Here is a 19,225-nt window from a genome sequence, read left to right on the forward strand (position 1 = left end):
CCGGAAGCGGCTCGTGCTGCGGCTCAGCGTGGTGGAACACCTGTCCAAGATCGCGCGCGTCGAACGTTTGGCCGCAGACTGGGCAGTAGACCAAGTGCTTCGACTCGTCCTCTACCGGCCCGTCATGCGGCCTGCCCTCATAGCCCGTCGCGATGTTGTCGGTTCTAATCCGGGGCAACGACAAGTGCCTTTCGTCGGTTTGGCGGCCTATATTTCTCCACCAACCGGACCTTGTCACGGTCGACCGTGACCAGCGGCCCGAGGTCGATCGTCACGGTGTCCTCGTCGATGCGCGTGACCTCGCCTTTGAGGTTGATTTGCTGGCCTCGGTTCACCTTGCTGTGGTCGATGATGGAATGTGGGAAGTCGTAGCCTGGGATCGACACGCTTACGCGGTCCTCTGTTATCCGCCTTCGAACCCTGGCCGTAATGGCCACCTGGTCACCAATGTCTATTCCCCGAGCCATGCCACGGATTCTGGTGCGGGCAGCGTCTTCTTCAAGAGGCTTCTAATATACGTCCGCCACTTTAAGGCTGGCCTACGACCAGAGTGACAAAAGTTGAGCCTCTTGGGGGAACACTCTTTCTATCTGCCTGTTGGATTTGCCAGCGCATCCCCCGCATTCAGACAGGAGAAAGAAGATGAAACGCATCCTTTTGGCTTCGGCCGTGCTGGCGCTGTCGGCCGGGCTTTCCTTTGCCCAGACGACCAGCGGAACTTCGAGCGGAACCTCGACCACGACAACCATGCCCAGCACGACGGATCAGGGCACCGGCACGACGAGCAGCGGCACCAACATGTCCGGCGATCAAGGCACCGACACGACCACGACCACCAGCGGCACCACAAATCCGAACTCGGCCAGAGACTGCGCGCCCGGCCAGCAGACTGGCAGCGCTCAGCAGGCGGCGCCTGGTCAGCAGGACACGACAGCCAATACCGCCGCGCCGGGCCAGGTGAAAAAGACCGACGAAGGTTGCTGATTGGCACATCGGCTCAGGTTGGAATCACCAGCGTGTGGCTGGCTGGTCTCCCCCGACCACCGGCTAAGATAAACTCGGCTGGTGAGCAAGTTGCCGCCAGCCGAGCATCAGTCCATGAACCCTTGCGCTTGCTTGTGCTTTCAGTGGGGCACGCTTGGCTTCTTTTTGCGTTCGGTCAGATAGATACGCGATCGCCTCTATTCTAGCGCTGAACAGACCTGATGGCGCGCTGACACAGGACACTCACCAAAAGCCCGCGTCTCTGGATTGAGGAGACGCGGGCTGGTCGGAGCACCACCGATCGTGCAGCAATATCGTATGGAGGATGTACTGCGTGCATCGAACCTTCTTCGCGCCCCGTGTTCCCGGACCCAAAAAAGTCCCGCCGCAATCCATGATGGCGGGACCGATCAAGCGCTTTGGCGATTATGTATTTGACAAACCCGGCTATCTTTAGGGGTCTCGCGATGCTACCTATCCGCGAGATGATCCTTGGGGGGCAAATGATCCGTATAGCAATCGTTGTAGCCATTGCTGCCAGCGCAAGCGCATGCACAAGTCAGGCGAACGTTCCTTATTCGAGTAAGGGAACATGCAAAAACTACCCCGCGTATGGGCTCGCCGCTGGGGAGTTGATAAAGGCTAACGTTAATGCGTGTATCCCAGATACACCAAATAAATCCTGTCTGGAATATGTTACTCCTAACGACCAACTGGTGGTCAGGTGTACCCCGCTCACGCGCAAATCGGCAACTGCCGAAGGCCGTGCCAGACAGCTTGCAGGAAGCAAATACCCCTAATTCCACGCTGGGGCGCTACCCAGCCGTAGGGGAATGGCCTCTTAGAACATCGTAGGCTGTGAGCTTCGGCGGTCACGCCGGTCGCCTTCAATGGCATCCCTAATGAAGCGAGCAGACTTAGCGGTTGCCGTGCGGCACTCGCCGGGCCCAAGGCTATTCTCTTCTTCAATCCGCTCCGACGACAGAGCTTCTGACGCCATAGTAAAAATCAACTCTTTCGTGGTCATCGCGTCCCGAAGACTGGATTTTTCAGGCACGCCCTTTGCAGCCTTCATCTGCTTTGCCGTTTTGCCGAACAAGGTTGTGTAAGTTGCGTTTGTGCAAGCCGCGAAATCGGTAGGTACTGTAACGCCGTGACCAGCCAACATGGCGGTGTAGTCATTCCGAGCGCTTCTTGCCAAAGCGCGCTTTGCGGCCCACTCGTTGGCGGCAGAGCCGGACTTCTGAAGAATCTCGTCGGCAAGGGTCGCATCGCCCTGCTTGGCACGAAGGAAAGTTTCTCTGACCTCGACGGCCAGCTTGGGGCTGAGATACTCGGCAAAAGCCAGTGCAAGTACCGGATGGGCGTATGTGCCGCCGTTCGGCCCTGTCTTTGAGCGCCAAATCAGAGACGTTTTGAATTGGTGGGATTTTCCCACTAATTTCTCATGCAGTTCTGTCGCGATCGCCATCCATTGGGGAAGGCGCTGGAAATCTGCAGGTCGCTGATTTTTTGAATATCCAGCGGCGGAATGGATATCCGTCACGCAAACGAAACCGTCCGCATCTTCGCGAATTAAGCGCCCACGTACCGTGATCTGGAATGCACTGTCCTTGTTCATTGGCATTGGCCTTTCCGCCGCTAACGGCTCGAATCGAGATGACCCCGATTGTACGGCGGATTACCCAGCGGCAACAAGCGATCGCGTTCTGCTAATGTTCCATCTCTGTGGTTGTGGGGATAAAGGGTGCCCGCACGGCCTATTTGGAGCGGTCGGCTAACCCCTTCTTAGGCTTCGGCAGTTCCTTGTCGTCCTTCGGTTGGGCCGACTTCACTACCTTTTTCAACACGCGGTCAAAGGCTTCCTCTGACTGGTCGGTTTCCAGTTCGCGCGCGGCCTCTTTGAATTTCTGCAATTGACTTTGCTTTTTAGTTGCCATTGTTTTGCCTTTCCTTGGGAGGGCAGCATGGAAGACGCTGAAGCGATACAAAAGCTCAAGCCATTTTTGGATAGTAACCCAAAATCGGAAGTGAAGAAAACATCGCTCACGGGCGAGGAAATCTTAGCGGTTTCCAATCCATGGGGCGACCCAGCGATGATAATAGCCTTGGATGATGACCAAGACGATACAATTGCGATACTAAATAAGATCATATTCCCCGAGAGGCTTTCAGCTATCTTTCATGTTGATAGCAAAAGGCTAGAAGTCCTTTGGACCGCCTATGCCTTGAGCAACAATAATAAGGAGGTTTTTGGCCGTTCCTTTGAATTCTACTACAATAACAAGACGCACAAATGTCACTTTGCAAAAGCGAGCGATGAACTCATCGCGTTATCCGCATTCATTAAGCCCGTTGGGCCAACTGAAAATGGCTATCGAAACACGCTCTCTTTCATCAACTATGCCTTCGCTCTGGGCATTGACGAGGAGCCCGATAAAAGATTTGGGGTCCCAGCCTGCTTTTACATTGAAGACATCGACTATTCTGAAGACAGAATAATCGAGTTTCTCAACTGTTTGAACTTTTATATGTCTTATTATGACGCCCTCACCCCTCGGGTAATCATCCCATCCGCCGCAATTGCCGAAGGCGCCTAGCGAAGTTGGAACCCGGTATCGTTATGAAAAGTTTCCCACCGTAATCTCTGCCCACCCGTTGGATTCCGAGCTACTCCAGTTCTGGGGCGCTACGGAGAATCCAGAGCCGGCCAGGAAATTTCTCTACGCTTACCGAATTATCGAGCATTCCGCTTTTTTCTTCGTGGAAAGCGCTCCCAAAATAGCCGTTCGAAAAGCGCTTATGATGCCCCACGCCCTTGATGATATTAGCGGTACGGCTGACCGCGTACTGGCAGCTGTCAGGTCTTCAACCATAAATGAATACCAGCGCTTCGAATCCGTCATGGCTAAAGCTGTGGACCCTCAGATCCTTTGGAAATTCCTGGAGGTCAACGTTGAAATGTTCTCGAAGAACGAGACGTTTGACGGGGGCTTTGAGATCGGTCCGTTGATCGCAGGGCTTCAGAGCAAGGACGATTTTATGAACAATGGAGTGCGGAATATCTGCAACTCGGCTCGCAAAATCCGGAATGCCCTTGCACACGGTCGGGAAGACAAGAACGCTACGGTTATTCTCCCAACTAGGTCCAATTATGAGAAACTTCGCCCTTGGTCCAACCTGATCGTTCGGGCGGCTGGGGAAATTATTCTATACGAGCACGCCTAGCAGGAATTTGGTTTCATTTTGTTAACCTATTTGCAAAGGGTTTTCTTGTATGTCATAATTTGTGCGACTATTTAGAGGGGAACGTAGTTCCCCTCCGAAGGGCTTAACGGAGAACACGCCAATGACTATCGGTGGTTGAAGAGACCCGCCCCCAAAGGGCGGGTTTTCTCGTTTTAACGGCGTCTCCGTTTTTTGAAGGGTTCTCCCTTCCAGAGCGGCAGCTTTAACTGCACCGGTTTTCGGCAATGATCCTTCTTGGCATCAATAAGCTTGTCGGTAGGTAAGGCGCTTGCCCTTAGCGCCCTTCAAGGCAATGAGTGAGCGAACGTTGTCCTCGATGCCCATGGCCGAACGGTTGGAATAGCGGAAATCGAACTCTGCCAAATAGCGGTGCAGATGGTGTTCGGCGCAATGCTGGTAAACGCCTTTCATGCCGCGCTTGAAGATCGAATAGAAACCTTCGACGGTATTGGTGTTGATGTTGATGCGCTCGCCAGCGCCGTTGGTTTTGATGCGGCCGTATTCGTTGACGCCATGCTCGACGCGGCTATGGGAAGCGAACTCGCCGCCGACGCGCTTGTAGACATGGGCTTCGTCGGTCATCAGTGCCGTTTCCTTTGCGATGTTGGCGCGAACAATCGGGACCACCTTGGCAATCGACGTGCTGTCGATATGGAAGGAACGGGCAATGCCGCCACGCTCCACAAGCGTAAGCACGGTGTTCTTGTGAGCCGCGCCGGTCCTCTGCTTCGGAACGCCAGCAAGGCGGCCAATGTAGGTTTCGTCCACCTCAACGAACTTGCCGTTGCCGCCCATGGGCGTGAAGTCATCCGAGCGCATGGCCTCGCGAATGCGATGCGACAGGAACCAAGCCGTCTTGTAGGTGCATTCCAGAACGCGGTGGAGCTGGTGCGAGGAAATGCCCTTCTTTGACGAGCACATGAGGTGGATGGCCTGCAACCACTTGTGGAGCGGCAAATGGCTTTCCTCAAAGATCGTACCCATGCGGACCGTGAACTGGGCACGGCAGGCGGCGCACTTGTACAGGCCATGGCGCTCTACGCCGTGCGGGTTCTTCTTCGAAGGCTTGGAGCGAACGCCAGCCAGCTTGTAGTGCTTGTCCATTGATCCGCAGTGATGGCAGACCGGACCCTGCGGCCAAAGCATCGCCTCGACGTGCTCGAATGCGGCGGCTTCGTCGTGGAAGTAGGGGCGGGGCAAAACGGACATGGCGATAACTCCTTGGAATCGTTATCGCTCATCCCGCTGGGTTTGTCAAATATATAATCGCCCGTGGCTGAGAGTCAACCGGGATGATGTCGTGCCCCCTGCGGAAGGAGGCATTCGATGCTCGGGCCACATCTTCAATGCAAAATGCGAGTTCCATTTTTGGAAAAGGCCATGCAGATCCACATGCAGCGCATCGTCGGGTCGTTCGTCGGCTCCGCCTACGGCGCCGGGCAATTCTACAGCCGCGCGGTCACCGAGGCCCGTGATCTGACCACGAAACTCTCCAACGACACCAGAGACGAGGACCTGGACGGCCCGGTAGGCTTCGATAATCGCGCCCAACGCAGGCGCGAGTTCGCAGCCGACATGGGCCTGCAGGCCCACGTGCTTCGCATGGCAGCCGAAGGTGCCGTCTCGGCTTACGAGGACATCACAGGCGATACCTGGAAGCCCTATGCTCGCCCGGTCGAGCAGCCTGCAAACTCGGTCGACCAAAGGCCGCAACGGTCCAAATGGCAGCCTTCGAATAGGACGATCGCGGGGCTTGCCCCGCCTTCCTTCAGCGTCCGCAACGCCATTGCGACCTGGTTCTGAAAAAGAAAAAAGGGCCGACGGAAAACCGCGGCCCATAACGTGTGAAGGTCATGGACCTCCAGAGGGGAACAGCTGCTGCGGCGGAACTGGGAGGAAGCCGCCATGTGCATCAACTGAAGTCTGTATGCACGAATCACGCTGCACTTAATTTTTGTGCAGTGCAGCTATGCGTTCGCGGCTCGTTTGACCGCAATCGTCGCGCTGGCGGTTTTCGCTTTGATAGGCCGTTCAAGCCCACCCTACCCGGTGATCAACGGCAACTTATGTAGCCACCGATCCGTGGTGACTTGATCCAGCACGAACGCCGCAACGTTTTCGCGCGAAATGGAGCCTCCGCGGAACTGGTTCAAGTTCGTGAGCGTCTGGATCGTGGTGCGTGCAGGCTTGTTGTTGAGAACTGAAGGACGGACAATAGTCCAATCCAGATCGCTGCCCTTGATGATTGCCTCCTGACGATTCTTGTCGGCGTAAACCTTGCGCAGGAGCAGAGGGAAGATCAGCTTGTCGAAGAGGAAACCGCCGTGCCCTGCGCTGTCGCCAGCGCCCATACCGGTGATGGCGACGAGACGCGAGACGTGTTCCGCTTTCATGGCGCTGACAAGCGCTCGGGTCGCGGTCGAAAGAAGGGTGACTTCGCGAAATGGGCTTGCGGGTGTGCCGAGCGCGCTAATCACGGCATCGCGACCCTTGACGGCCTGGCGCAACACCTTCTCGTCACGGGCGTCTCCAACGACGATCTTCACTCCCTTCATGTTTGCGGCCTTTTCCGGCGAGCGCACCAGGAGGGTGACATCGTAGCCGCGGCTTACGGCCTGGCTGACGATATGGCGGCCGGTCGGCCCGGTGGCACCGAGCACCAGGATATTCGGTACGGCGGCGAAACGTGTTTCAGGGACGGGTGTGGTCATGATTTTGGTCCTCTTGAAAGCCTGGCGCCTCTCAGGAGGCCGCCCTGTTGGTTTGGATGCTGGTGATAATCAGAGGCGGCCCTCTGCGAGCAGTTCGCGGGTCCGCTTCAGCGTCGACAGCAGGGCCGACTTGTAGCCCTTGTCGCTGTCGAACTGCGTCTGCTCGGCCTGTTCCTCTGGGCCATCAGCCTCCTTGCCGCGCAGGCCGAGGTAGCAGTAGAACTTCAGCTGCAGTGCGCCGGCTTCGTCCTCGAAAAGCTCATTGATAATGGCGCCTTCGCGTGGGCCGGTCGCCTGGAAGAAGGTGACCTTGCTCTGCGGCTCGAGGGTGATGATCTCCCTGATGTCAGAGCCGGCGATGGTGGCTTCGCGCACGAAGTGGGTATCACTTTCCTCCACGACATCGCAGCGGGTGCAGAGACCCGGCGGGAGGAACAGGCGCGCGTCGCGCGCCTTCAGTTCCAAACCCTTCCATACTTGCTCCCGGGTGAGCTTTGTTTCGCCTTCCGGATTCACCGGGACGGTTGCGGTCGAATAGATCATGTTGATGGTCCTTTGTTTGAAATTGTGGCTGATTGCCTCAGGCAGAGGCAGCGGTTTCCGAGGCAAAGTCGCGGTAGGAGTGGAGCGGACGTCCAAGAAGCGTCGTCAGGCGCTCGACATCACTGCCCTCGGGCAGCATGCCATCGGTCAAAAATCGCTCGCCCATCATGCGCATGTCGTAGGCCATCCATGGAGGCATGAACTGCTTGAGGTTCTGCTCGAAGGCAGCCGTATCGCCGCCGCCATAGTTGATCTGGCGAGCGAGCACGTCCGACCAGATCGCGGCGATATCCGCTCCGGTAAGGGTATCGGGACCGACCAGGTTGATGCGAGTGATCGGGAGCGGCTGTGCGGCCTGTTCGCGGCGCAGCAGCTCAAGGGCAGCAACCTCCGCGATATCGCGAACGTCGATCATGGCAAGCCCCTTGTCGCCGACGGGCATCGGGTAAACGCGGTAGCCAGCGATGACGTCCTTGATCGTCAGATCGTTCTGGATGAAGTAGGCCGGACGCAGGATGGTAGCGTGAAAGCCCATCTGCTCGATCATCCGCTCGACGCCGAACTTCCCGGCGAAGTGCGGCACGTTCACGTAGACGTCCGGGTGAATGACTGACAGGTAGACGATCCGTTCGACGCCAGCCGAGCGGGCGACGTTGAGGGCGATCAAAGCCTGGGTGAACTCGTCTGGTGCGACAGCGTTCAGCAGGAAGAGCGTCGAGACACCGTCGAAGGCGGTACGTAGGGAGTCGACGTCCAGGAAGTCACCTTTGACGACGGCAACACCTGCCGGGAAATTGGCCTTGGAGGGGTCGCGGACGAGAGCGCGGACATCAGCGCCGCGGTCGACGAGGTGATGGATGACTCGGCCGCCGATATTGCCGGTGGCGCCGGTAACGAGAATGGTCATGGGATTTTCTCCGGGTTGGTATTGCTTGACACCCGGAATATGGCTGGTTCATTCTTAAACCAATAGGCCGTTAATTTGGACACTTCGTCTCACAGGTGGAACGATTATGGATCTCGTCGCCCTTGCCGATTTCAACCTTGTCGCGCGTCACGCTGGCTTCGGCAAAGCGTCGCGGGCGTCCGGCCGTCCCAAAGCGACCTTGTCCCGACGGGTTACGGAACTGGAGGCTGCCCTTCAACTTCGGCTCTTTGAACGTGGCGCGCGCAACCTCAAACTCACTGAGGAAGGACGCGCCCTTCATGAGCGGACAGCCTCTCTGCTGACGGAGCTCGACGAAACGGCGGCCACGATCGCGGCGGGCGGGGACAAGCCGCGCGGCAGGTTACGGATCAGCGCGCCGCTGTTGTTTTCGCAGACAGCCATGGGCAGGATCGCGGCGGGCTTTGCATTGAAATATCCCGACGTGCGGTTGGAAGTCACGACAGAGGACCGAGCCGTGGACATGATCGAGGAAGGTTATGATCTGGTCATCCGGGTCAATCCGGACCCAGACGAAAGTCTTGTCGGCCGAGCCTTTCTGCATGATCGCCTGGTCGTCGTGGCAAGCCCCGATCTGCCCCGGCCGGCCGCAGATCTCTCGGTGCCAGGTGTCGTGCGTGGGGCCAGCGATCGGCAGACCTGGAACGTCGTGACTTCAGAAGGATCCGCGACGATCGGGATCGAGCCCATTCTCGCACTGTCGTCCCTCATCATGGTTCGGGATGCCGTGCGAACCGGCGTAGGCGCTGCTCGTATGCCGATTTCGCTGGTGAGTCACGACTTGGCCGACGGCACTTTGCTGCACTGGGGTGATATCGAGGGTTCCGAGATCGCGCTGTGGGCGCTTTACCCGTCGCGGCGTCTGTTGAGCGCGCGTGTATCTGCCTTTCTGGATTTTCTGAAGCAGGCTTTTCCCAACGGAACGCCCGATGAACTGGCGGCCTACATCGGCAAGTGAGGGGCCAAAGCAGCCTGCTCCACATTTTGCAATCGGGCCGGCGTTACCCAGCGGTGTTTACCCGCGAATAGGCGCCGGGCGGCATTCCCACATGCCGACTGAACGCGACGCTGAAGGCGCTTGCCGAGCCATACCGACGCCTTGCGCAATCTCCGCCGTGGCAACATCCTTGCGAAGGAATTCCTTCGCCAGCGCCCATGCGCCAGCCGATCGCGTATTCCATCGGGGCCACGCCAACCTCCCTCCGGAAACGATCGAAGAAGGTCGAACGGGACATGGCAGCATCCCGCGCGAGTGTTTCCACCGTCATGCTGCGACCTGGATCCGCGTGAATCCGGCGCAAGGTCGGTGCCAGCAGCGGATCGGCCATACCGCGCAGGAGACCGGGCGAGGCCGCGGCGCTTGCCGTTGAACGCAAAGCTTCGATCAACAGCACCTCCAACAACCGGTGAAGCACCATCTCACGGGCGGGCCGGTCGGCTCTCGTTTCGTCGTTTATCATCCCGACCAGCATCATCAGCCGCTCTTCGCCCTGGACATGGATAACCTCTGGTAGCAACGACACGAGAAGAGCCTTGTCATCCGAGCCAAAGGCACAATGGCCAACCATCGCCTTGATTTCGGCGGTCGCTTCTGGGTCACCGAGCCGGAGGACACCCGGGCTGGTCTCAAGACGTTGGGCAAGGGCTCCGCGAGGAGGCGGTTCCAGGCTGCTCATCGTGAACGAGAAGATTTCCGGAACCAGCACGAAGTCGCCGGCCATCAGCAACATCGGAGCAGCTGCCCCATGTCGAACTCGTCGCGGACGATTCCGGACATCTTCTCCCGGCGGAACGCGAAGCCGTAGTCGAACAGGAAGTCGTCGCCGTAGCCCGACACGTAGGGCATTGTCCACCCGCGCTGTGCCTTAGTTGCCATCAGCTTCTCCAGCGGCGCCCGCGACATCGCGATGAGCGTCACGTCGCGGTCGTTCACGTGCGTGACCATGCCGCCCAGCCCATCGCCGACCGAGGTGCAGCCCGGGCACGCCATCTTCCAGTCCTCCCCGAACATCAGGTGATAGATGAGGAGCTGCGAGCGGCCATCGAACAGCTCCGGCAAGGCCTTCGGCCCGTCGTCGGTGGCGAAAGCGTAGTGCTTCTCGACCGGAACCCAGGGCAACTCCCGCCGTTGCTTGGTGACGCGCCGTTCGTGCGCCGCCAGCTCCCGCTCGGCCGCCAGCAGCTCCTTGCGGGCGGCCTGCCACTCCTGCTCAGTCGCGACCTCCATCCGACCTCCCCATGTTCGACCTCGTCCTTGTTGAAACCGCGCGGCAGCGGAAAACTCATCGGCACCTCGAAGTCGACGACCTCCGCGACCCGTCCGTCCTCGAGGGCCTCGAGGCGCAGGACGGACAGGGCGAGCGAACGGTAGCCCGGCTCACCCGACGAGCACAAGAGCAGCATCGTCTGGTTGGTCCCGAAGCGGTCGTTCCATCGAGCCGATTGCTACCCGCGGGACGCGCCATTTCCTGACTTTGCCGTTTACGCCGCGAAGGTCGCGGCTCGAAACCAAACCGGACGGTCATCCGATCCTGTCCTGGGCTCCAGCGGCAGGTTTTGGCATCGGGATCGTCATGCAGGCGTAGTGGCCACGATCATTGCGCTCGTGAACCCGCCCCGCCTCTTCCGGCGATCTGATTGCCTGTCGCGAGCGGCTCAGGTGCTTTTGAGCGTGCCGTTCATCCCTTCCGGATAGAAGCCGCCCTTGCTCACTCCGTCCTTGTCGGTGAGATAGACGATCCGGAGCACCTGTTGCGGTGTTCTGGTGAAGGCGATTGCGTCCGGCGTTGAAGGAACGATGTTGGCTTTGCCGTCCACCTGGATCCCCTGGTCCTTATCGTCCGATCCGTCGATTTTGTCTCGGGCATCTGAGACAGCGTTGGCGGCCTTCCAGGCTTCCTCTCCCTTCCGGTATAGCGTCGATCGCGCCATTCCCATGTGGTAGGCCTCGACCGCCAGGATGCCTGCGGCGGCGGCGAGGAAGTCTTTGTTTTTCAGAACTGTCGCCGCACCCGCATAGGCGGTGACGCCGACATCCTCGAACAGCATGCCGCCGAGAACGAAGTTCGTTTCGTTACCGAAGGGATCGAAGTCCCGCCCGAGGCCAGCTGCCTCCGTAACCGCCTTGAACCCCGCATCGAAATCTATGGCCGGCCTGTCGACGGCGTTCTTTGCAAGCGTCTTGCGGTAGAATCGGACGTGCGCGAGTTCGTTTTCAGCAACTTCCTGCATGAATTGGCCGATGGCGGGTGTTTCGAAGGACACTTTCTTTCCGCCGACGACATCGCCCGGTTTCGAGCCGGCATCGGCGTCGTCGATACCCTTTCCGGTGGTGCCGCGGAGGTAGTATTCAGCCTCCATATATTCGAGATTGAGCGCAAAGCGGAAAATGTCTTCGTCCTGCACGTCCTCCTGGGCATAGGCGCGAGAAACCGGCGTCAGGCCCGTGGTGGTGGCGAGGGTTGCTCCCAAGCCGAACTGCAACGCGCGACGGCGCGAAATATGAATTGAAGGCGTGACACGGATCCTGACTTCCTCCCAAAAGCCCGCCGGTATCACCTGTTGGCACCTGATCGCGGGCCAGCCTTTCTAACCCCGTAAAACTCGATAAATGTTCCTTCGGTTGTCGCGCATTTTCGCCAAATGTTGTGCTTCGAATCCGAGCCATGACCTTGAGCTGATTATGGGCGACTGATGTCTCTCGTCTTGTCGAGAAGCTAGAGATCACAACTGCATCGATGTAGCCTTTTATGACCAGTGATATCTACGTCATAGGCGTCATTTGCGCTGGCCGGTGCTTCGGCGCCAATACACAAGCGAACGCCGATTGGCTTATTCGATCAAAGCCAAGGGCGACACGGCCGGTCCGTTCAAGGCGGTGCCATCAATGGCAAAGTGCGAGCCGTGGCAGGGGCAATCCCAGCAGCGTTCCAGCGAGTTCCAATGAACATGGCAACCGACATGAGTACATGCGGCCGAGCGCTTGTGGAGCGTGCCGTCCTCATCGCGAAAAGCCGCGACTTTGGTAAGCCCTTCGCGCACGATAGCGCCCTCTCCCGGCCGCAGCTTGTCGGCGGAATCGATTTCGCCAGGCGCGATATACTCGGCAAAACTCCTGATTGCTGTCGCATTCTCCGCCAAATAGTCGCCGATCGCCCGTACCGTCTTGCGGGAGGGTTCGTAAAGTTCCCGCCAGGGGCTTTCCCCCTTGAGAATCAGGTCGGAAATCAACAGGCCTGCCACGACCCCATGGGTGATGCCCTGGCCGGAATCGCCGGTAGCAACGAAGACACGCCGGTCACCGGGATTGCGACCGATGAACCCGGCATAGTCGACGGTCTCCATCACCTGCCCGGACCAACGGTTGGTTTCCATGCCGACATCGGGCACCAGCCTTTTGGTCCAGGCCGCCAGGGCCGCGAAGCGTTTGCCGGCATCATCGGCCCGTCCTGTTTTGTGGTCTTCACCTCCGACGATCAGGAAGTCGGTCCGACCTTTGCCAGGCTGAAGCCGAACGTAGTGATAAGGGTCTTCAGTATCCCAATACAGCGCATCCGGTAGGATATCGCGCGCGATCTCGAATGACATCGCGTAGGTCCGATAGGGCGCTTGTTTGGTATGAAGGGCGACCCGATCGTTGATCGGCGAGTTGGTGGCGACAACGGCCGATTTGGCAGACACGGCAAAGCCTGAGACCGTGGTTACGCGCACGCCGCCGTCGGTCTCCTCGACCTTGTCGACGATAGTCTCCGCATAAAGCATGCCGCCGCGCGCGCGAATGCCCGCAGCCAGCCCGCGGAGATATTTGAGCGGGTGAAATGTCGCCTGATTGCCGTAGCGAAGGACGGGCGTATCCGAAAAGCCTGCAAACGGCACGCCTGCGGTTTTCTCGACGTCGACACCAATCTTCAGAGCGGCGTCCAGTTCGCGCTCGATGACGGATTCCTTTCTGCCTGACGCCGGAAACAGAAAGCCGTCGAGGCGGCGGAAATCACACGCAATACCCTCCGCCGCCTCTTGGATTGCTTGGATACGGTCGATAACGGCCGACTGGCTTTGGTAGTAAATCCGCGCCAGTTCCTCGCCGCGCAATTTGATCAGTTCCGAAAAATAGTCGTCGCAGATCGATGACAGATGCGCGGTAGTGCGTGCCGTCATGCCGCTTCCGATCCGGCCGCGATCAAGCACTGCCACCTTTTGCCCGGCGACGGCCAGTTCGTAGGCGACCGACAGTCCGGCAATGCCAGATCCGACGACCACGACATCGACCTGTTCACTCCGCTCGAGCGGAACCGCCTCAGGCGCGACTTCGGTTGCCGCCCAAAGCGATACAGTCCTTTCATCGCTGACATTCATGGCGGAACTCTCCAGGGCATCGATCAGGAAATGGACGCGAGGGGCTAAAAGTTCCCGCTGCGTTTGTACGCCGATCTAATGCGCTAAGCTCCACGGACTGCGCAGGTGGGAAGCACCCCCTTCGCGCGGGTTTCCAGGCCAGCTGTTTCAATCGCCAGTTCGAAGCGTTAGCCGCATTTGCGGACAATTGCCGTGGTCCGCCAACAGCGAGAACGCTGGCCACATCTGACAAGGCGCAACCAGTACGTGACCGTGTAGTGTCTGGACGATCTTGAAGGCATCCCCATACAGTGTTCTATGAGTAGACACCTCGAAGTTCCAGGATACGATGCTATGCGACTTAAATGGCCGCGCCCGATTGTCCCGTTTGGGGCGCGCCTGACCGTCCCGGCCTTCAGGACCACGTTGCCTCGGCCGATACCCACTGATGGAATGCGGCGATACGAGGGTCGGTCCAGCAATCTCTTCTGCAACACAAGTAATAGGCCTCCGTGTCGTCAGAGATCTGCATATCCTTGAACGGCAGGACCAGTTCTCCCTTGGTGATCTCTTCGTGGAGCACAGAGAGGTCTCCGATCGCGACGCCCTGGCCCATGGCCGCGGCACGATAGGCCATATCGGCACTGGGAAAGACCTCACCCGAGTTCACGTCAAGAAGGTTCGGCACAAATCGCCCAGCCCAAACTTTCCAATCGTGCCGATCAGACGTTTCATGCAGCAGGTTATGGTGAACCAGGTCGGCAGGAGAGGTTAGTGGCACCCCTCTCTCCAGCAGCTTTGGAGAGCAAACTGGGGTGCCGAACGATTGCAACACTAGCACCGCGTCGATATCTTTCGGCCCATTTGGATTACCGCAGTCAAAGGCGAGATCGAACTCACCTCCGAAGAAAATTTCCCAATCGTAAGGAGCGGTCGTTAGCAATGGCCTGCAATCGGTGTCCGGGTAACGTCACGTCGAACTCGACATCAAAGACCAGTTGGAGGTCGCATATCAGCCGATCGAGCGTGTGTATTTTCCAGAGATGGGCATTGCATCGGTAGTCGCCACCATGACCGGTGGGCGGCAAAGCGAAGTCGGCATCGTCGGCCACGATGGCATGACAGGGGTTGCCGTTATCCTCGGCTAAGACAGATCTCCCAATGAAACCTATATCCAGGTCGCCGGCAATGGCTGGATTCTGCCCGTTGAAGACCTTCGCGCTGCGATTGCAGCAAGCCAGTCCCTTCGCGAGTCGCTGCTTCGCTATGCCCACGCGTTCCTCGTGCAGTCGTCCCGGACCGCGCTGGTCAACGGCCATTCCAAAATCGAGGAGCGGTTGGCCCGCTGGCTGCTGATGGTCCAAGACCGCGCCGAAGGAAACAAGATCTACCTGACGCATAAATTTCTGGCGACCATGCTTGGTGCCCGGCGCCCCGGCGTTACCACCGCCCTCCAAATGCTTGAATATCAGGGGCTGGTTCACGCCAAACGCGGCGAGATCGCAAGCGCCGCGTCGCCGAGGCCGGGCTCGACCCGCAAGCCTTCTCCGCCCACGGCCTGCGCTCCGGCTATCTTACCGAAACCGCCCTTCGCCAAAAAGAGTACAACCGCTCTGGAGCCCGGTCGGGTGGGGCTCGGTTGCCTGATGCACGACCATTTTTTTGCAGCCGCCCACAGTTAAGAGCGCACAACCAGCGGCACGAGGCCCTCGTGTCGCTCGTCGAGATAGCAGACGATGCGGTCGCCGACGCGCTGAAAAGTGAGGTCGACCTTCACGTCACCGACCGCTAAGTGCCGGAGGACGATGTTGTCGATGCCTATCGGCAGCCGAGGGCGTTCGACATTGATCTCGCCCTTCCAACCATCGATCCGAATCCCGAGACAGGCTTGCAGCATCATGAAGGCGGATCCGGCGGACCATGCCTGTGGCAGACAAGCCACGGGATAGGCCACTGGCGCATCACCGATCGCACGCGTAAACCCGCAGAATAGCTCCGGGAGCCGCATGTCGAAACGGACCGCCGCCTCGAACATGCTGCTCATAAGCTTCACAACACTGGTGCGCTCCTGGTAGCGGGCGAGCCCAGCGGCACAGATTGCCGTATCGTGCGGCCAGATCGAGCCGTTGTGATAGGACATCGGATTGAATGGAAGCTCGTCGTCGGCCAAAGTCCGAACGCCCCAACCGCTGTGGAGATGGGCTGATAACAGCTGCTCGGCAACTGATTGCGCCCGTTCAGCTGACGGTAGCCCGACATAAAGCAGGTGACCGGGGTTGGAGGCGCGCACCGCGCATTGCTTGCCTTCGCCGTCGATTGCCAAGGCATAGAAATTGCGGTCTGGCATCCAAAACTGCGTCTCCACTGCGTTGCGGATCCTTTCTGCCATGCCGCTCCAGTGCGCTGCCTTGGCGACATCGCCGCGCTTGGCGGCCAGCGCAGCCATGCCTTGATAGGCTGCGAAGACGTAACCTTGCACCTCGACCAGTGCGATTGGTCCCCTGGGTATCGTCCCATCGCTATGGAAGATAGCGTCTGCGCTGTCCTTCCAGCCCTGGTTGAAAAGCCCCGTATCTGCCGCCCTGCTGTAGGTCACGAAACCCTCTCCGTTGCGGGCTCCTACCTCCTCCATCCACGCGATGGCCGCACACAGCGAGTCCCACATGCGATCGACGAACTCGTCATCGCCCGTGCGATCGGCATAGGACCAGGCCAGGTAAACATAGAGCGGAGTGGTGTCGACGCCGCCGTAGTAGCGGCCGAACGGTAGCTCTCGCAGCACAGCCATCTCCCCCTTGCGCGTTTCATGCATGATCTTGCCGGGCTCGGCATCATCAAATATCGAAGTCTCTGTCGACTGATAGCGGGCAAGGAACGCCAGGACCCCGCGGGCAAGGTCAGGGTTGAGCCACAGCATTTGCAAGGCGGAAATGACGCCGTCGCGGCCGAAGGCGGTCGAGAACCAGGGAATACCGGCGTACGGATAAGGCCCGGTCTCCAGATCAGTGGTCAGCAACGCTATGTCGGCGCGGGTGCGCGTGAGCCAGTCATTGAACACGCGGCCGGAGCTGAAGACGGTGGCGCCCTGTCGACGCTTTGAGCGCATGGCAAACCGCGCTCGCGCCGCGGCCGCGCGGAAGCGATCACTGGACGGGATTTCCTCGCTGGGACCGACCTCCAGATGGAGCGCTCTGCTGTCGCGCATCCCCACCAGAATGAGGAACTCGGCGTGATTGGGGTGCATCTGATGGGGCGTCATCGAAAACGCGATGACGGATTGGCGCTCCACATTGTCGAGGCCCTCGTAGCGAAACGTCACTCTTGACTCGCCCACCCGCGCTTCATGCGCGCGACCGCGCCGGCTGCGCGTAGTGCCGCGCACCTCAAACATGTCACGGAAATCGGCGTCGAAGTCGAACCGGACCGGCAGCAGCACATCGCGCGCGGAGTAGTTCGTGAAGATGACGCGCTCGAACATGCGGTCTTGCCAGATGAACCGGGTCCGATCGATGTGCACGACACCCGGCAGCGTTTCACTACCGTTCGGCCCGATGGTGGCCAGATTTGTCAGATTGGCGGTGAATAGGATGTTATCTTGCGACAGCGAGGCGCCAAGCAGTGAGGGCATGCGGCCGCCGACGAACAGACGGAAGCGCGACAGCACACGCGTATCGTCGCGGAAAAGCCCGTCGCCGGTGCCGCGTATGTCGCCGTAGCTGTCCGCGACGATGAAGCAGTCCTCGTGCTTGAGAGCAAATTGCCTATGCGGCTCGCGCGGCGCCGATTCGTCGAGCGCCGGGAGAGCCACAGCGGGATCAAGCTTGCGTGCTTCGACTTCAGTGGTCATTTCAGCCCTCCTGTTCGAAAGAGACTTGGGCGGTGGAGACTTGGGCTGCGCAGGCACACATGCTCCCCTATAAGGCCGGCGCCGAACCATCCTCATCAACAGCGTCTCGCGTCGATCCCGCACTCGGCGCGCGATCGCGGAGAGCCTCGTTCTAATTCTTGGCGAATGATTGGCGAATTCTGCTGTAAAGCGCGATCAAAAGCGGCTCGAAGCCGATCGGTTCTAGGCCGGTTCGATCAAACAGGCCTGACCAGCTGCATTTCAGCGCGGCCATTTCGAGAGCCAAATGCAAATCGCTTGTTGCCGGCGAGCGAGCGGTAGACCGCCATATAGTCGCTGCACATGCGCCCGACCATGAACCGCCTTTCAAAAGTTTCCCGTACCCGTGCGCGATCGAGACCGCCTATCCGCCGTACAGCCTCCACAGCTTCGTCGACGCTGTCCACTATCAATCCGGACACGCCATCATCGATGACCTCTGGAACGGCGCCGCGGTTGAAGGCTATCACCGGGGTGCCGCAGGCCATTGCCTCGATGGTTACAAGGCCGAACGGTTCGGGCCAGTCGATCGGAAACAGCAGCGCTGTCGCATTGCCCAAAAACTCCGCCTTCTGCTGCTCATCGATCTCGCCAATGAACTCGACATTCGAATATCGAAGCACCAGGGGCTCAACTCGCTCCTCCCAAAATGATTGGTCAACCGCGTCGATTTTGGCCGCGATCTTCAGCGGCATTCCAGCGCGGGCGGCGATTTCTATCGCCACTTCCGGGCCCTTTTCCGGTGAGATGCGGCCAAGAAATGCCAGATATCCCGAGGCTTTCCGCCGGAATGGAAGAATATCACGCGGCAGGCCATGGTAGACCGTTCCGAGCCAATTGACCGGCGGCATGGGCCGGCGCTGGTCATCGGAAATCGAGACCAGCGGAATGTCGTTGAACATCGCGTAAAGCCGCGCCAGGAACGGAAGGTCGAGCCTGCCATGAAGCGTGGTAACGGTTCGCTGCGCGAACTCTCGAATTATCGGAAAGTGGAGAACATCGACATGAAAATGCAGTACATCGAATTCATCCGCCCGTTTACGGACCTGTTCAAGCATCATGATGTGGTAGGGAATATGGTTTTGGGACTTGGGATTCAGGCGCAGTGCAACATCGCAACACGCCACCAGTTCGGCCGAAGTGCGTGAATCACCGCTGGCGAACAAGGTCACCTCGTGGCCCTGTCGAACCAGCTCTTCCGTCAGATATGAAACGATGCGCTCGGTCCCGCCATAGAGCCTGGGGGGTACAGATTCGATAAGAGGTGCAATCTGGGCGATCTTCATTTTTGCAGGACATCGTGAAAGTGAAAAGTCGGCCTTCAACGATAGCGGGCGACGCGCACACCTCTCCTTGTATTCCACCGACGCCAACTCTCGAATTGCTAATATGTTCCCGGGAAGATCACCCATCGTGACGTTCGGGCTAGGCAAGGCATGAAGGCCTAGGTCCTGATCTTTGCGGAATGTTCGCGGGGGTGCGGGCATTCCGGCATGGCACCGACCGCGAGCGCCGGCATCAAGGTGATCATATTCTGGGGTCAACGTGGCGTGTCGAAGCCGCTTCAGCGGG

Annotated in this window: 19 protein-coding genes and 3 pseudogenes; 7 read left to right on the forward strand and 15 right to left on the reverse strand. The window is 58.9% G+C overall.

From position 1 onward, the window contains the following. Positions 1 to 164 precede the first annotated feature (164 nt). A complete protein-coding gene (locus NKI67_RS28080; RefSeq protein ID WP_352647958.1) occupies positions 165 to 386 on the reverse strand; it encodes a KOW domain-containing RNA-binding protein in 222 nt (73 codons plus the stop codon). A gap of 256 nt (positions 387 to 642) precedes the next feature. Here NKI67_RS28080 and NKI67_RS28085 point away from each other — a divergent pair, with 256 nt between their 5' ends. Beyond that, positions 643 to 984: a hypothetical protein gene (locus NKI67_RS28085; protein WP_352647960.1), complete on the forward strand. Its 342-nt coding sequence runs from the start codon at positions 643 to 645 to the stop codon at positions 982 to 984. Between the two features lie 841 nt (positions 985 to 1,825). Here NKI67_RS28085 and NKI67_RS28090 read toward each other — a convergent pair. Together NKI67_RS28090 and NKI67_RS28095 are read right to left on the reverse strand one after the other, a co-directional pair. Further along, positions 1,826 to 2,611 (reverse strand): KilA-N domain-containing protein, encoded by a 786-nt coding sequence (locus NKI67_RS28090; protein ID WP_352647962.1) that lies wholly within the window; start codon positions 2,609 to 2,611, stop codon positions 1,826 to 1,828. Between the two features lie 133 nt (positions 2,612 to 2,744). Further along, positions 2,745 to 2,924: a hypothetical protein gene (locus tag NKI67_RS28095; RefSeq protein ID WP_352647964.1), complete on the reverse strand. Its 180-nt coding sequence runs from the start codon at positions 2,922 to 2,924 to the stop codon at positions 2,745 to 2,747. Positions 2,925 to 2,951: 27 nt separating this feature from the next. On the opposite strand from NKI67_RS28095, the gene NKI67_RS28100 reads away from it, so the two are divergent. Further along, positions 2,952 to 3,584: a hypothetical protein gene (locus NKI67_RS28100; protein ID WP_352647966.1), complete on the forward strand. Its 633-nt coding sequence runs from the start codon at positions 2,952 to 2,954 to the stop codon at positions 3,582 to 3,584. A gap of 202 nt (positions 3,585 to 3,786) precedes the next feature. Next, positions 3,787 to 4,212, forward strand: coding sequence for a hypothetical protein (locus tag NKI67_RS28105; protein WP_352647968.1), 426 nt, complete (start codon positions 3,787 to 3,789; stop codon positions 4,210 to 4,212). 261 nt (positions 4,213 to 4,473) lie between these two features. Here NKI67_RS28105 and NKI67_RS28110 read toward each other — a convergent pair whose 3' ends face one another. Then, on the reverse strand, positions 4,474 to 5,442 hold the full coding sequence (locus NKI67_RS28110) for an IS1595 family transposase (RefSeq protein WP_352647969.1): 969 nt from the start codon (positions 5,440 to 5,442) through the stop codon (positions 4,474 to 4,476). 162 nt (positions 5,443 to 5,604) lie between these two features. On the opposite strand from NKI67_RS28110, the pseudogene NKI67_RS28115 reads away from it, so the two are divergent. Beyond that, positions 5,605 to 5,972: pseudogene (locus tag NKI67_RS28115) on the forward strand (hypothetical protein); the annotation flags it as partial. A gap of 303 nt (positions 5,973 to 6,275) precedes the next feature. Here NKI67_RS28115 and NKI67_RS28120 read toward each other — a convergent pair. The 3 genes from NKI67_RS28120 to NKI67_RS28130 form a co-directional block, all read right to left on the reverse strand. Beyond that, complete coding sequence (locus tag NKI67_RS28120) at positions 6,276 to 6,944, reverse strand: NAD(P)-dependent oxidoreductase (RefSeq protein ID WP_352647971.1); 669 nt, start codon at positions 6,942 to 6,944, stop codon at positions 6,276 to 6,278. Between the two features lie 69 nt (positions 6,945 to 7,013). Beyond that, positions 7,014 to 7,487, reverse strand: coding sequence for an SRPBCC family protein (locus NKI67_RS28125; RefSeq protein WP_352647973.1), 474 nt, complete (start codon positions 7,485 to 7,487; stop codon positions 7,014 to 7,016). Positions 7,488 to 7,524: 37 nt separating this feature from the next. Then, positions 7,525 to 8,394, reverse strand: coding sequence for an SDR family oxidoreductase (locus NKI67_RS28130; RefSeq protein ID WP_352647975.1), 870 nt, complete (start codon positions 8,392 to 8,394; stop codon positions 7,525 to 7,527). A 106-nt stretch (positions 8,395 to 8,500) separates the two neighbouring features. Here NKI67_RS28130 and NKI67_RS28135 point away from each other — a divergent pair, with 106 nt between their 5' ends. Continuing rightward, positions 8,501 to 9,391, forward strand: coding sequence for a LysR family transcriptional regulator (locus tag NKI67_RS28135; RefSeq protein ID WP_352647977.1), 891 nt, complete (start codon positions 8,501 to 8,503; stop codon positions 9,389 to 9,391). Positions 9,392 to 9,434: 43 nt separating this feature from the next. Here the strand turns inward: NKI67_RS28135 and NKI67_RS28140 are convergent. Both NKI67_RS28140 and NKI67_RS28145 read right to left on the reverse strand, forming a co-directional pair. Further along, a pseudogene (locus tag NKI67_RS28140) lies at positions 9,435 to 10,166 on the reverse strand (AraC family transcriptional regulator); the annotation flags it as partial. Then, a complete protein-coding gene (locus tag NKI67_RS28145) occupies positions 10,154 to 10,660 on the reverse strand; it encodes a DUF899 family protein (RefSeq protein WP_352647979.1) in 507 nt (168 codons plus the stop codon). The gene NKI67_RS28145 and the pseudogene NKI67_RS28140, both read right to left, overlap by 13 nt. 11 nt (positions 10,661 to 10,671) lie before the next feature. Between NKI67_RS28145 and NKI67_RS28150 the strand changes: the two genes are divergently transcribed. Beyond that, positions 10,672 to 10,905: a hypothetical protein gene (locus NKI67_RS28150; RefSeq protein ID WP_352450333.1), complete on the forward strand. Its 234-nt coding sequence runs from the start codon at positions 10,672 to 10,674 to the stop codon at positions 10,903 to 10,905. 183 nt (positions 10,906 to 11,088) lie between these two features. On the opposite strand, the gene NKI67_RS28155 is transcribed toward NKI67_RS28150, so the two are convergent. From NKI67_RS28155 to NKI67_RS28170, 4 genes are all read right to left on the reverse strand, one after another. Continuing rightward, complete coding sequence (locus NKI67_RS28155) at positions 11,089 to 11,904, reverse strand: ferritin-like domain-containing protein (RefSeq protein WP_352647981.1); 816 nt, start codon at positions 11,902 to 11,904, stop codon at positions 11,089 to 11,091. A 360-nt stretch (positions 11,905 to 12,264) separates the two neighbouring features. Further along, a complete protein-coding gene (locus NKI67_RS28160) occupies positions 12,265 to 13,788 on the reverse strand; it encodes an FAD-dependent oxidoreductase (RefSeq protein WP_352647988.1) in 1,524 nt (507 codons plus the stop codon). Positions 13,789 to 14,182: 394 nt separating this feature from the next. After that, positions 14,183 to 14,710 (reverse strand): LysR substrate-binding domain-containing protein, encoded by a 528-nt coding sequence (locus tag NKI67_RS28165; protein WP_352647990.1) that lies wholly within the window; start codon positions 14,708 to 14,710, stop codon positions 14,183 to 14,185. Beyond that, on the reverse strand, positions 14,664 to 15,086 hold the full coding sequence (locus tag NKI67_RS28170) for a hypothetical protein (RefSeq protein ID WP_352647992.1): 423 nt from the start codon (positions 15,084 to 15,086) through the stop codon (positions 14,664 to 14,666). Before NKI67_RS28170 ends, NKI67_RS28165 begins: the two co-directional genes overlap by 47 nt. A gap of 36 nt (positions 15,087 to 15,122) precedes the next feature. Here NKI67_RS28170 and NKI67_RS28175 point away from each other — a divergent pair. Continuing rightward, a pseudogene (locus NKI67_RS28175) lies at positions 15,123 to 15,203 on the forward strand (Crp/Fnr family transcriptional regulator); the annotation flags it as partial. 242 nt (positions 15,204 to 15,445) lie between these two features. On the opposite strand, the gene NKI67_RS28180 reads toward NKI67_RS28175, so the two are convergent. Then, positions 15,446 to 17,614, reverse strand: a complete 2,169-nt coding sequence (locus tag NKI67_RS28180) for an amylo-alpha-1,6-glucosidase (protein WP_352648084.1) — start codon at positions 17,612 to 17,614, stop codon at positions 15,446 to 15,448. 236 nt (positions 17,615 to 17,850) lie between these two features. Continuing rightward, on the reverse strand, positions 17,851 to 18,939 hold the full coding sequence (locus NKI67_RS28185; protein WP_352647994.1) for a glycosyltransferase family 4 protein: 1,089 nt from the start codon (positions 18,937 to 18,939) through the stop codon (positions 17,851 to 17,853). Between the last annotated feature and the right edge of the window lie 286 nt (positions 18,940 to 19,225).

The sequence above is a fragment of the Mesorhizobium sp. M0408 genome (assembly GCF_040321495.1).
Taxonomy (GTDB): domain Bacteria; phylum Pseudomonadota; class Alphaproteobacteria; order Rhizobiales; family Rhizobiaceae; genus Mesorhizobium.